This is a genomic window from Streptomyces sp. NPDC046900, from assembly GCF_040644975.1.
Taxonomy (GTDB): Bacteria; Actinomycetota; Actinomycetes; order Streptomycetales; family Streptomycetaceae; genus Streptomyces.
Genome location: NZ_JBEYXD010000147.1, coordinates 1 through 12,561, shown reverse-complemented (window position 1 = coordinate 12,561; position 12,561 = coordinate 1). Strand labels below are relative to the sequence as shown.

13 protein-coding genes and 1 pseudogene are annotated in these 12,561 nt (G+C 68.0%); 8 read left to right on the top strand and 6 right to left on the bottom strand.

The genetic code is table 11. From position 1 onward, the window contains the following. Positions 1–224: 224 nt before the first annotated feature. Together ABZ904_RS48405 and ABZ904_RS48400 are read right to left on the bottom strand one after the other, a co-directional pair. Positions 225–893 (bottom strand): NAD(P)H-dependent oxidoreductase, encoded by a 669-nt coding sequence (locus tag ABZ904_RS48405; protein ID WP_361005249.1) that lies wholly within the window; start codon positions 891–893, stop codon positions 225–227. A gap of 66 nt (positions 894–959) precedes the next feature. After that, on the bottom strand, positions 960–1,685 hold the full coding sequence (locus tag ABZ904_RS48400) for a DsbA family oxidoreductase (protein ID WP_361830537.1): 726 nt from the start codon (positions 1,683–1,685) through the stop codon (positions 960–962). 87 nt (positions 1,686–1,772) lie between these two features. Here ABZ904_RS48400 and ABZ904_RS48395 point away from each other — a divergent pair, with 87 nt between their 5' ends. Continuing rightward, positions 1,773–2,231 carry a helix-turn-helix domain-containing protein gene (locus ABZ904_RS48395; protein WP_361830535.1) on the top strand — a complete coding sequence of 153 codons (459 nt, stop codon included), beginning with the start codon at positions 1,773–1,775 and terminating at the stop codon, positions 2,229–2,231. A 427-nt stretch (positions 2,232–2,658) separates the two neighbouring features. Further along, the gene (locus ABZ904_RS48390) at positions 2,659–3,198 is read left to right on the top strand and encodes a TIGR00730 family Rossman fold protein (RefSeq protein WP_361005256.1); all 540 of its coding nucleotides are present in this window, start codon (positions 2,659–2,661) and stop codon (positions 3,196–3,198) included. Between the two features lie 89 nt (positions 3,199–3,287). Here ABZ904_RS48390 and ABZ904_RS48385 read toward each other — a convergent pair whose 3' ends face one another. Continuing rightward, on the bottom strand, positions 3,288–4,727 hold the full coding sequence (locus ABZ904_RS48385) for a PLP-dependent aminotransferase family protein (protein WP_361830533.1): 1,440 nt from the start codon (positions 4,725–4,727) through the stop codon (positions 3,288–3,290). A 47-nt stretch (positions 4,728–4,774) separates the two neighbouring features. On the opposite strand from ABZ904_RS48385, the gene ABZ904_RS48380 reads away from it, so the two are divergent. From ABZ904_RS48380 to ABZ904_RS48360, 5 genes are all read left to right on the top strand, one after another. Further along, a complete protein-coding gene (locus tag ABZ904_RS48380) occupies positions 4,775–5,275 on the top strand; it encodes a carboxymuconolactone decarboxylase family protein (RefSeq protein WP_361830531.1) in 501 nt (166 codons plus the stop codon). A 97-nt stretch (positions 5,276–5,372) separates the two neighbouring features. Continuing rightward, on the top strand, positions 5,373–6,221 hold the full coding sequence (locus tag ABZ904_RS48375; protein WP_361830529.1) for an aquaporin: 849 nt from the start codon (positions 5,373–5,375) through the stop codon (positions 6,219–6,221). A gap of 61 nt (positions 6,222–6,282) precedes the next feature. Next, positions 6,283–8,793 carry a SpoIIE family protein phosphatase gene (locus ABZ904_RS48370; RefSeq protein WP_361830527.1) on the top strand — a complete coding sequence of 837 codons (2,511 nt, stop codon included), beginning with the start codon at positions 6,283–6,285 and terminating at the stop codon, positions 8,791–8,793. A 166-nt stretch (positions 8,794–8,959) separates the two neighbouring features. Beyond that, positions 8,960–9,832: an NAD(P)-dependent oxidoreductase gene (locus ABZ904_RS48365; RefSeq protein WP_361005228.1), complete on the top strand. Its 873-nt coding sequence runs from the start codon at positions 8,960–8,962 to the stop codon at positions 9,830–9,832. A gap of 272 nt (positions 9,833–10,104) precedes the next feature. Continuing rightward, entirely contained in the window at positions 10,105–10,284 is a 180-nt protein-coding gene (locus ABZ904_RS48360) for a hypothetical protein (RefSeq protein ID WP_361005225.1), read from the top strand. A gap of 142 nt (positions 10,285–10,426) precedes the next feature. Here ABZ904_RS48360 and ABZ904_RS48355 read toward each other — a convergent pair whose 3' ends face one another. After that, entirely contained in the window at positions 10,427–10,747 is a 321-nt protein-coding gene (locus tag ABZ904_RS48355; RefSeq protein ID WP_361830539.1) for a transposase, read from the bottom strand. Next, positions 10,644–11,540 (bottom strand): transposase, encoded by an 897-nt coding sequence (locus ABZ904_RS48350; protein WP_361830525.1) that lies wholly within the window; start codon positions 11,538–11,540, stop codon positions 10,644–10,646. The genes ABZ904_RS48355 and ABZ904_RS48350 overlap by 104 nt, the downstream gene beginning before the upstream one ends. Before the next feature lie 327 nt (positions 11,541–11,867). Between ABZ904_RS48350 and ABZ904_RS48345 the strand changes: the two genes are divergently transcribed. Then, entirely contained in the window at positions 11,868–12,404 is a 537-nt protein-coding gene (locus ABZ904_RS48345; protein ID WP_361005219.1) for a hypothetical protein, read from the top strand. Here ABZ904_RS48345 and ABZ904_RS48340 read toward each other — a convergent pair. Next, positions 12,361–12,561, bottom strand: a pseudogene (locus ABZ904_RS48340) (IS5/IS1182 family transposase); the annotation flags it as partial. The gene ABZ904_RS48345 and the pseudogene ABZ904_RS48340 overlap by 44 nt on opposite strands.

Genomic DNA, 12,561 nt, shown 5'->3' with positions numbered 1-12,561 from the left:
GTTTCCGAACCGGTGAGCCAGGCAGTCACACTCCCAGGTGACCGCGCTGGACTGCCCGGCCATCGGCACGCAAGACTGCTGCACCAGGGCCTCCTACTGCTCGGTGATTCGACACCAACGAGCTGTTCAGGAGGCCCTGTTCGTATGCATCCAACGCCCCGCGACCACCCAATCGAGACTCCCGTTCGACGCGCATCTCTCAAGATCGAAAAGACAACAGCTTCTTATGCTCCCGGCAGCTCAGGCCGTCTGGTGGCGATGACCGTGGCGACCTCCGCCGCCTGCCGGCGTGCCTGTGCATGCGCCTGCTTCAGTGAGGCGTAGTGCTGAGGGAGCAAGTGCTTGAGCGGCTCCATGACGGGTGCGTAGGTCAGCTCGGGCGTAATGGGACGGACGTCCAGGGCCATCAGATTGGTGTCGCCGAGAATGGTCTGCAGTGCGGGAACGAGGAAGTCCTTGCCGTGTTGAGGTGCGCCGGGGCCGTATCCGCCGCCTCGGGCCGAGACGACGACTGCGGGGCGGCCGGCGCTGGGGGCCGGGCCGGCCAGTCCTATCGTCCTGCCCACGATCATGATGTGGTCCAGCCACGCCTTGAAGACCGACGGCATGGAGTAGTTGTAGAGCGGTACGGCAAACACATAGGCCTCGGCGCCGAGGAACTCCTCTATGAGCTCGTCCTGCAGGAGTGCAGCGGCCTTCTGCTCGGGTGTGTGCGCGCCGGCGGGGGTGGTGCGTGCCGTGATGCCGGCCGCGTCCAAGTGGCCGACGGGGTCGAGCGCGAGGTCGCGGCGGATGATGTCGCGGCTCCAAGCCGCGGTGAAGGAGTCGGCGACCTGGCGGGAGAGGGAGGCGTCACCGGAGGCAGAGGCGTCGATACGCAGTAGGTAGGACATGTCGGTGGCTCTTTCGTGTGAGAGTGCGTGGGCGTCCGCGCACTGTGGGCGGGTGGGGCCGTGTCGTCAGGGCGTGGGGTGTCGGGAAGCGACGGCGCAGCCGTCCTGGGCGCAGGCGCCGCCGGCTTGGCCGAGGATCTGCATCGGCTGTGGCTCGGGATGGGCGGCTTTCCATGCTGTCGTCATCGCCGCCAGGAGTTCGTCGGTGCCGACGGCGCCGGGGATGGCGTACGTGGCGTCGAGAGTGATGAACGGTGTGCCGTGGGCTCCCAGGCGCTCGGCCTCGCGTTGGTCGGCAACGACCTGGGCCCGGTAGCGACGCTCGCGCAGTACCCGGTCGGTCTCCTCACGGTCCAGGCCGAGCTCGGCGGCGAAGTCGAGAACCTGGTCCTGGGTCCACAGGTTGCGTGCGGACCCGAAGTGAGCGTGGAACATCGCCGTCCATACCTCGTTGCCGCGCCCCTTGTCGGTGGCGAAGGCAAGGAGCTCGTGGGCGTGGTCGGTCGGGCCGAGTGTGCGCTCAAGCACGTGATAGGTCTCCAGTCCTTCGGCGTGGGCGGCGGCCTCGATCGGCGCGAGGAGCTGCTCTGCGCGCGCCGGCGAAATGCCGTGCAACTCCAGCAGCTGCCGCTGGGTGACGCCCTCGCGGGGCAGGCCGGGGTGGACCTGGAAGGAACGGTGGACTACCTGGACGTCATCGGCGTGCTCGAAGCGCTCCAGGGCCAGCCGCAGTCGGTTGTCCATCAGCCCGCAGTACGGGCAGATGATGTCCGACCAGAACTCGAGCTTCACGGTGAGGTTCCTCTCGATACTTACTTCCTATTCGTAGCCTCACTGTGCATTAGCATGGCGAGCCTTACAAAAGGCACAACCATGTTCGTGGATCAGCAGAAAGGGGCGACAGACGTGGGCGCCAGCAGCGAAATCCGACGGCGGCGCACGAACGTACGGGCAAACGTACGGAGCACTCCGGGCCCTTGTGCGCAGTGGAGCGACAACGACACCGACTTCATCCGTGAGGTACTCGACATGGTCGGCGACAAGTGGAGCGTGCTGATCATCGGTACCCTGGCCGACGGGCCCGTGCGCTACTCCGACCTCGCGCAGGCCATCCCCGGTGTCTCCCAGCGGATGCTCACCCTCACTCTCAAGCAACTCCAGCGCAGCGGGCTGGTGGATCGCACCGCCTACGCGGAGGTACCACCCCGCGTCGTGTATTCCCTCACCGGCCTCGGCGCCTCCCTGCTGTCCACCGTGCTCGAATTGGCCGCCTGGTCCGCCGACCGGCACGCCGAGATCCGCCACCACCAGCAGGCCTACGACGCGCGCACGACTTGAGCGCTCCCCTTTACGGCAGGCCGTCGGCTCGGCGTTCAGGCCCCGACGGCATCGCACAGGAACGACGTACCATCGCCCGGAACCCGCTTGCCCACCAGCGCTGAACGGCCAGAACACCCCGCGTTCACGGGTGTGCTCGCCGAGCGTCCTGGACATCGGGCGCGCGACGACCTGCCCCAGAACGCAGAACGACCGCGCGCATCCCCGCCCGTCAGCCGCTCTTCGTGAATGGAGCAAGGTGCGGAGAAAGGTGCGGCAGACGATGCGACGGGCTTGCGCAGGTCGGCCCGGCAGTACTGTGAGGCGTCGACCACAGGTCACGGTCGGCGGTTGGGATTGGTCCCCTCTTTGTCTTCGTCATTGGTATGGGCTCATGCGTAGTCGAGCGCATACGGTCGAGATCGTGATCGCTGCAACCCCCGCCACCATGAATATCTGTGTTTTCCTCTCTGCCGCCGACCTCGACAAGCGCTACATCCGGCCGGCTCGCGAGTTCGCGGAGCTGATGGGCAAGGGGGGCCATACGTTGGTGTGGGGCGGATCCGATACCGGGCTGATGAAGGTCGTCGCCGATGGAGTCCGGCAGAGCGGGGGGCGGCTCGTCGGGGTCTCGGTCAGCTTTCTGCGCAAGTGGGCCAGGACTGATGCCGACGAGATGGTGTTCGCCAAGGATCTCGCCGAACGGAAGGCCTTGCTGCTCGCCGGAGCGGACGCACTGGTGGTGATGGCCGGCGGCCTCGGCACTTTGGACGAGGTGACCGAGATCCTGGAGCTGCGCAAGCACGGACTGCACGACAAGCCGGTGGTGCTGCTGAACACGGACGGCTTCTACGACGGCCTGACGCTGCAACTCCGACGGATGGAGGAGGAGGGCTTCCTGCCGCTGCCCCTGGCCGAACTGTTCTTCCCTGCCGCCTCGCCCGTCGACGCCTTCACTTACCTGGAAGAGTGGGTCGGCAGGCGGTGAGGCGACTGCCGCGGTCCGGCCCAGTGGCCCGGCGGCAGCTCGGGACCCGGCGTTGGCCTGGTGACACAGCCACGGCCCTACGGTCCCGCCTACGGCATCACCCTGCACAGGGTGTCCAGTGCGCCCGCCCACGCGCTGTCCGAGGGAGCCGCGTAGTTCACCACAAGGGCGTCCTGTTCGGGCAACTGCCTTTCGGGATCCGTCGCTTCGTGGCGGAACTCTGCAAGGCCGCTGACCTCCAGGCCCTGGCGGGTCGCCGCCTGGACGACCGAGCGCTCGGTTCCGTGCGGGAGTTCCACGACCGCTTGCAATCCGGCTGCGATGCCGGCCACGCGGACGTGCGGCGCTCTCTGCGCCAGGGCTGTGACCAGTTGGTCGCGGCGGCGCCGGTAGCGCAGTCGCATCGAGCGCACATGACGGTCGTACGCACCTGATGTGATGAACTCTGCGAGCGTCAGCTGCTCCAGCGCACTCGACATGTAGTCGCCGTGGCCCTTGGCCGCGGCGATCTGGGGGACCAGTTCCTCAGGGAGGACCATCCAGCCGAGCCGCACGCCTGGCGCCAGCGATTTGCTCACCGAGCCGAAGTACACCACTCGATCCGGGTCCAGGCCCTGCAGGGCTCCCACTGGCTGTCGGTCGTACCTGAATTCGCCGTCGTAGTCGTCCTCCAGGATCAGCCCATCGGCGGCTCGCGCCCAGTCGACAGCTGCGGCGCGCCGGTCCGGGCGTAGTGCGCCGCCTGTCGGGTGCTGATGCGCGGGGGTCAGAAGCACCGCGCCGATCTCGGGCATGTGCTTCAAGTCTTCGGTGCGCGCGCCGTGTTCGTCGACGTGGACAGGTGGGGTGCGAAGGTCGGCGCGGGTCAGCAAGTCGCGATAGAGGTCGAGGCCGTAGGCCTCAACGGCTACCGCCCGGACCTGCCGCGTCTTGAGTACCTGCGCCATCAGGGTCAGCCCGTGGTGGAAGCCGGAGCAGATGACAATCCGGTCCGGCTCGGCGTGGACACCGCGGGCTCGTGCCAGATAGTCCGCGAGGGCAGTGCGGAGCTCCACTCGGCCAAGGGCGTCTCCATAGCCGAAGGCGTCGTGCGGTGCCGCTGTCAGAGCGCGGCGCGAAGCGGTGAGCCATTGTGTGCGGGGAAAGCTCGCGAGGTTCGGGGCACCAACCCGCATCCCGTACCTGGGACGGCGTGGGGCCGGTTTCGTGCGGGGCGCGGCGGGCGTGGTGCGTCGCGGCTCGGTTCGCTTGGCCACACGGGTCCCGGATCCTTGCTGGGCGGTGAACCAGCCCTCGGCGACGAGTTCGGCGTAGGCGTCGGTGACGGTTTTGCGGGAGACACCAAGGTCGGCGGCGAGTGAGCGCGAGGGCGGCAGCAGGGTGCCGGGTGTGAGTCGCCTCGTTCGTACGGCTTCCCGCAGTGCGTTTGTCAGCCCGACGCGCAAGCCTGGTCCGCGCAGTTCCAGGTGGAGGTCGGTACCCGGTGCGGAGTATGAGTGACCCGCAGAATTGGTCTCGGAATCTGCCATGAAAATGGACGCTACTCCGGTGCCAGATGGTACGTAGCGTTGCAGGCATGAACAGCAACGAAGCACCCGCAGGGACGAAGCGTCTGGCCGCACACACACCGCGCCTGGACTGGGCCAAGCTCCATCCGGAGGCCTTCAAGGCCATGATCCGCCTCGACGCGGCAGCCAGGCAGGGCCTGGACCCCACTCTGCTGGACCTGGTCAAGATCCGCGCCTCGCAGATCAACCACTGCGCCTACTGCCTGGACATGCACAGCAAGGACGCACTCGCCGCAGGCGAAACCGCCGAGCGAATCATCCAGCTCGACGCGTGGCGGGAGTCCAAGCACTTCTACACGGCCAGGGAAATCGCGGCGATCGAACTGACCGAGGCGATCACCGTCCTCACCGACGGCTTCGTCCCCGACGAGGTCTACGCCAGGGCCGCCGACGAGTTCGACGAGACCGAACTGGCCCGCCTCATCGTCGCGATCACCACCATCAACGCGTGGAACCGCTTCGGCGTCTCCACCCGCCTCGTCCCCGGCCACTACACCCCCGCCGGCTGACAGGCCCAAAACGGGGCTTGGAACGACCGGGCCACGCCGTTCCGGCAGCACGGTGGCTTTATCCCGCCTCGCACGAAACCAACGCCAGGAGCTTTCGGTGAGTACCGTCACTTCACTGTCCCGCCAGCTGCGGTTGGCGCGTGCCGTCGACGAGTTCGTACTCGCCACCGTCCTGCTGTTCCTGGCGGTGACGGTCGTCCGGTGGCTGCGTGACCCGGACTCCGCCCTGTGCGTCGGCGACCTCGACGCCGCGCTCGCCGTCATCGGCGGCCTCAGCGGGACCATCCTCACCGGGCTGATCCTCAGCCCGCCCGGCCGGCGCAGTGGGGGCCACATGAATCCCGCCGTGACGGTCTCCCTGTGGCTCATGGGCGCCTTCCCCGGGCGCGGCGTCGTGCCCTACGTGCTGGCCCAATGTGCCGGTTCCGCGGCGGGGACGGGTCTGGCGCGTCTGGTGTGGGGATCTGCCGTCTCGCTTCCGTCGGTGGACTATGCCGCTATCGTGCCGGCACCCGCGTGGCAGCCTGCGTCCGTCTTCGTGGCCGAGGCGGGCAGCATGGCGATCATCATCATTGCCGTCGGGTTCACCATGGCCCATGCCCGCACTGCACGCCTGGTGCCGTACGTCATCGGGCTGTCGGTCGCCCTGGTGATCGCTGTCCTGGGCCCCCGCAGCGGTGGCTCGATCAACCCCGCGCGCCAGTTCGGCCCTGCCGCACTGGCCGGGCAGAGCACCGATCTGTGGATCTACCTGATCGCCCCGGTCGTGGGAGCGGCCTTGGGGACCTGGCTGCACCACGTGCTCAGCCGGCGCCGACTGCTGCCGCACAAAATGCGGATGCCAGCAAGTAGGCCGTCGTCGCCAGAGAGCGATATCGCTGCCGAGGGTGTGAACCGACGGTCCTCCAACCGCATCCCGGCTCGGACGGGGATCCAGCCCGAGTGATGGACCTGGACCACTGCACAGCCGGGGAGACCGCATCACCTGGGGGCAAAAGGGAGACCCGATGAACCACTCCGTAGGAACGGCAGTCTCAGAAGGCCAGTCGACCTTTGAGGCAGCCGACGTTCCGATGGCCCTCCTCGACGAAGAGGGGACGGTTGTGGGATGGTCGCAGGCCGCTCAACGGCTCGTGGGCTACTCGGCCGCGGAGGTGGTGGGGCGGTCCGCCGGTGCCCTGCTGGTGGCCGCCGACGACCGAGCAAAGGCATCACAAGCCGCACACGAGAGCACCCTCCGGGGCCGCTGGTCCGACCTCACGCAGGTCCGCCACCGCGACGGCCGCAGCATCGACGTGCGCCTGTGCGTGTCATCACTGACCGGGCAGGACGGCCGGGACTGGTGGATCGTTTGGGCGACCGACAAGGCCTCGCTTCCCCCGTGGCCGGCCGAGGCCACAGCGGCGGAGCCGCTCCTCGCTGCGCTGCCGCTGCCAAACCGCCTGCCGATCGGCGTCGTCATACGGGACACGCACCTGCGCTGCATCCAGGTGAACGACACCCAGGGCTCCAAGGACGGCATCCCCCTCCCCCAACGGCTGGGCCGCACGCTGACGGAGGCGGCGCCCGGGACGGACGCCGAAACGCTGGAGGCAGTGATGCACCAGGTGCTGGAGAGCGGCGACCCGGCGATCAACGTGGACTACCAGGCCTTCCTGCCGGCAAATGTGCGAAGCAACCGCATATTGACAGCGTCCTACTTCCGCCTCGACGACGCGCAGGGCCGCGCGCTGGGCGTGTGCGTCGTGAGCGTGGACGTCACCGACAGCCGACGGGCGCGAGAGCGTCTGGCAATCCTCGGCGAGGCCAGCAGGCGAATCGGCACCACTTTGGACGTCATGCAGACCGCGCAGGAACTGGCCGACCTCGCCGTGCCGTTCCTCGCGGACTACGCCACCGTCGACCTGGCGGAGTCCGTCCCACTCGGCGAGGAGCCCTTGGCCCATCTCGGCACACAGGACGGGCGCATCCCCGCCTTCCGCCGTGCCGGCCTGGCCTCGATCCACCCGGGAACGCCGGAGTCCCTGTTCGCTCGCGGAGAGCCGGTCTTCGTCCCGCCCACTTCGCCCTTCACCAATGTCCTGCGCTCCGGGAAACCCCACTTCGAGCCCATACTGGACGCATCCCCGAGCACATGGCTGGACCACCACGACGCGGCGCGGGCGGAGAAGCTCCGCGAGCACGCCATGCACTCGTTGATGGTCGTCCCAATCCACGCCCGGGGCGCAGTGCTGGGCGTGGCGGTCTTCATGCGGACGAAGGACCCCAGGCCGTTCGAGGAGGACGACCTGCTCCTGGCCGAGGAACTCGTCAGCTGGGCGGCGCTGGCCCTGGACAACGCCCGCCAATACGCGCGCGAACGCTCCGCGGCTCTCGCCCTGCAGCGCCTGCTGCTCCCCCGCCGCCCCACAGGCGGCTCCGCCGCCGATGTGGCCTGGCGCTACCTGCCGGCCGACAGCCACCACGGCATCGGGGGTGACTGGTTCGACGTGATCCCCCTCTCCGGCGCCCGCGTCGCCCTGGTCGTCGGCGACGTGGTCGGACACGGCATCAACGCGGCGGCCAAGATGGGCCAACTCCGCACCGCCATGCACACCCTCGCCGACATGGACATGCCTCCCGACGAAGTACTGTCCCGCCTCGACGAGCAGGTCATCCGCCTCACCGAGGCAGAAGCCGACCCCCCGCACCCGGCCACCACCACGATGGCCGCCACGTGCCTGTACGCCGTCTACGACCCGGTCACCCGCACCTGCACCATGGCACGGGCCGGCCACCCCCCGCCCGCGATCATCGACCCGTACGGCCACGTCACCTTCCCCGACCTGCCCACCGGAGCACCGCTCGGCCTCGGACTGGTCCCCTTCGAGTCCGTAACTCTGGAACTTGCCGAAGGAAGCGTGCTGGCCCTCTACACCGACGGTCTGATCGAGGCCCGCGACCAGGACATCAGCGCCGGCATGAACCGTTTGCGTACGGCCCTCGCACGGCCCGACCTCACCCTGGACGATCTGTGCTCTTCCGCGGTGGACACACTGCGGGCCAAGCCGCCGAGCGACGATGTCACTCTGCTCCTCGCACGGACCCGCTCGCTGAGCGCAGACCAGGTCGCCTCTTGGCAGTTCCCCAGCGACCCCGCCGTCGTCAGCCGTGCCCGAACTCTCGCTACCCGGCAGCTGACCCAGTGGGGACTGGAACACCTGGCCGAGTCCACAGAGCTGATCGTCAGCGAACTGTTCACCAACGCCATCATCCACGGCCACGGCAACGGCGACTGCAGCAGCGACCGCACGATCGGCCTACGCCTCATCCGGCACGAGATGCTGACCTGCGAAGTCTCCGACGCCAGCCACAGCCACGCCAGCCACAGCCACCCGCTTCTGCGACACCCCCGCACCACCGACGAACACGGACGCGGCCTCTTCCTCGTCACCCAACTGTCCCACCGATGGGGAACCCGCCACATCCCGGACGGCAAAATCGTCTGGGCTGATCAACAACTAGCGGTCGGCGCGTGAAAAACCACCCGAATCAAACGCTCGTAGATCCGCGCCTGTGGGCACGCGGGGACCAAAGATCTAAAATTAATAGCCATAATTCATAGCCATTCATGATATCCCCGCCTCTCTTTAAATCGCGTCTCCTCGAAGATCGATTCTCTTACCGAGTGAAGGAGTGATCCTGATGCGCATCTTGGTTGCCGGCGCCACCGGCGCAGTGGGCCGACTGCTCGTCCCCCTGCTGCTGGACGCTGGACATCACGTCACAGGACTCTCCCGGACGCCCACAGGAGCCGAGCGCGTGCGACGCCAAGGCGCCTCAGCCGTCCAAGCGGACGTATTCGACGCAGACCGTCTGCTGCAGGTGATGACCGAGTCCGCACCAGATGCAGTGATTCACCAGCTCACCGCCCTGTCGGACGCAGACGGAGAAGCGACCAACCGGCTGCGTCGGGAGGGGACACGCAACCTGGTCGACGCAGCCAGGGCCGCCGGGGTGCGAAAGATCGTCGCTCAATCAATCTCTTGGGCGTACGCGCCGGGAGAAACACCGGCAGACGAGACCGTCCCGCTCGACATTGGGGCAGCGCAGCCGCGAGGAGGCATGGTGGACGGCATCCAAGCGCTGGAGGAAACCGCCGCTCAGCTGGAGACTGCCGTGGCGTTGCGGTACGGCATCCTGTACGGCCCCGGCACCTGGTACGCCCCGGGCGGCGCAGTCGCCGCGGCCCTGGCAGGTGACCCGACTGCCCGTCTGCTCGCGTACCTTGAGGCGGACCGTTCCGTCACGTCGTTCGTTCACGTGGCCGACGCTGCAAGGGCCACCGTCCATGCCCTCGACTGGCCCTCGGGCCCTGTCAACATCGTGGACGACGAGCCGGCCCAGGGTCGCCAGTGGCTGCCCGTCCTGAGCGAAGTCCTGGGCATCCCTGCCCCCGAAGCCACGTCAGGGCGGCAAAACTGGGCACGGGGGGCCTCCAATGCCGTGGCCCGCTCCCGAGGATGGCAACTCGAACATGAGACGTGGCGCCACGGCTTCGCAGCACAAGACGTCTGACCGAACACGATCTTTACCGCACGACCTTCCGGCGGGCACCAGGCTGCGCGCTCCGAACGCGCCCCCACGCCGGGACGAATGAGTTCACACAACAGTGAAGAGGTTTTCGCCCCCAGCCGCTGACTCCTCGGTGAACCCCTGATCTTCAGCGACCGGCACCCGGGCCGGTCGCGCCACGAGGAAGCCGGTCGGTGGGCTACCGGGCCAACGAACAGTCACTGTCTGGACGCTGCGACCGTGCGATGGCCACTGCCGCTAGGTGAGAGCAAACAATGCCCGCAACCGACTTCAGCTACGTGGCGGCCTTCGAGTTGACTGCGGCGATGGACGCCCGCGAGGTATCCGCAGTTGAGGTTGCCGAGGTCGCGACCGAGCGGATCGAGCGCTACGACGTCGACATCGACGCAATCTGTGTGCGCGACTTCGACCGTGCTGTTTTCGGCAGGGTGTAGGGGGACCACTCGGGCGGTGAGATTGCGGGCCACGGTTTGGGCAACGAGAAAGGGGACCACTCGGTCTGATGTGTGTGACATGCCGCTTTCGGCGTACTGGAGGTCTTGGGCCGTTTAGAAGCTGTTGATGCCCCTATGGATGTCAACTTGCGGTTCGGTCGGGATCTGTGTGGCATGCGGCTGTCTTGATGGCGGCGATGAGTCGATAGATTTCGCGTGCGACGTATCGCTTCAGGCACCTGATGATCTCCCGGCGGGTTTTGCCCTCGGAGAGGCGTCGCCGCAGGTAGTCCCGGGTGCGGTCGTCCCAACGCAGGCGGCTGAGGACGATCCGGTAGAGAGCGGCGTTGGCCTGGCGGTCACCGCCACGGTTGAGCCGCCGTCGTTGGGTCTTGCCGGAGGATGCCCTCGACTGGGCTGGTGCCGCACAGGGCGGCGAAGGACGCCTCGCTGCTGAGGCGATCGGGGTTGTCGCCAGCCGAGATGAGCAGGGCGGCGGCGTTGTCCGGGCCGACGCCGTGCGTGTCGAGCAGACCGGGGAAGTGCGCTTTGACACCCGCGGCTATCCGCTTGTTGAGGTTGTCGATCTCCCCGGTCAGGTGCTGGATGCGGTCAGCGAGGAGCTTCAGCACGTGTCGGGCAGTGTCTGCCGGCCCGTCCCCCCGCGAGTCGTCCAGTTCGGCGCACCGCTTGAGCAGGTGCGGGTTGCTCAGCCCAGCCAGCGACTCGCGCAGGGCGGCATCCGCCGAGATCAGGACGCTCTTGAGCTGGTTGATGGCCTGGGTGCGGGACTTGATCGCGGAGCCTTTCGCGAGTTTGAGCAGCCGCAGGCCTTCGATCGGGCCGTCGCTGGTCTTCGCGGTCGCGGTTGCGCGACCGGACAGGACAGCGCGGGCCGCCGCTTCCGCGTCGACGGCGTCTGTCTTTCCACGGCGTCGGCGTGCTGCCTTGTCGGGCTGGTTGACCTCAGTCACTTCGATGCCCTCGGCGCGCAAGTGGCGGGCAAGCGCGGCACCGTAGGAGCCGGTGCACTCCACCCCGGCCCGGCGCAGGACGCCGAACGAATGGGCCCAGGCGACGAGCTGGCGGTATCCCTCAGTGGTGGTCGGGAAGGTGCGTCCGTCCAGGGCGGCGCCGAGGACGTTGACGACGGCCGCCGCGTGGAAGTCCTTGTGGGTGTCGACACCGAGGAGGATCTCTTCGGCGGTGTCAGCTGGGATGTGACACGGGGCAGCTGGCTGCGTGATGCTGGGCAAGGTCGCCTGTCTCCTGATCGCGTCGGAACGGGTGGCCGCCGCCGGGCCGGGGAGGTCAAGACTGTGACGGTGCCTGTCGCGAAGGCCCCTATCGGGACACGTCCCCTGCCCAGCGGCAGCAGATGCCGCTCCGCGCGGTGGCCGACAGATCAACAGAAAGGCACCCAAGCCAGTCTTTCCGCGAGTCAGGCCACCGCTCGAAGCGGCACCAGACCATCCTCACAGTCTTTCCGGACGTGATCGACGCGTTTCCGCTGGTCGGGGATAGGAGTGGTGATTCCGTGGGAGTGGTGGCCTGTCGGGTCGTCGTTCCCCGGGAGGTCGCGGATGCCGTCAGTTGTCGGGCTGCTGGAACAGCACGAGCTCGCCGCTCGGCGTCGAGTCGACGGGCTGCGGGAGGAGGCCGACCGCATCCAGACCGAGCTTGCCGCGGCCGAGCTGGAATGGCAGGAGTGGGCGATCGCTCGCAGGCGGGTCGATACGGTGCTGGCTCCGGATGACGGCGCCACCGCCGAGGCGGAGGTCACCGCGGATCCGCGGGATGCGGAGGTGCAGTCGACGCTGCGGGACGCGGCGAAGCCGAAGTCGCAGGTGCCGGTGTGGCGCCCGGGGCTGGCCTGGTCGGTGCTGTCGGTGGACTACCAGCGCATCCTCACCGCGCTCGCAGACCGGGCCCGGCTCGGGCAGGGGCCGCTTACCTGCCAGGAGATGGCCGCGGCGTTCGGCATGGACGTGGTGCCGGCGCGGGTGGAAGCACTGCGGTCGAAAGCGAAACGCCTGGTGGCCCGCGGCTGGCTGGCCGAGCAGCCGCCGGGCCGGTTCACCCTCGCGGCAGGCGGGAGCGGGCCAGGCGACGGGTCATGAGCAAGGTCATTGACCAGTAGACCATCGCCTCCGCGCTGGCGGTGCGGCGTTCGACGTCGCGCACCAGGCGGCGGCTGCGCATCAGGTGGGCGAAGAGACGCTCGACGATCCACCGCTTGGGCAGCACCACGAACCCTCGTCGGTCGTCGCTGCGTTT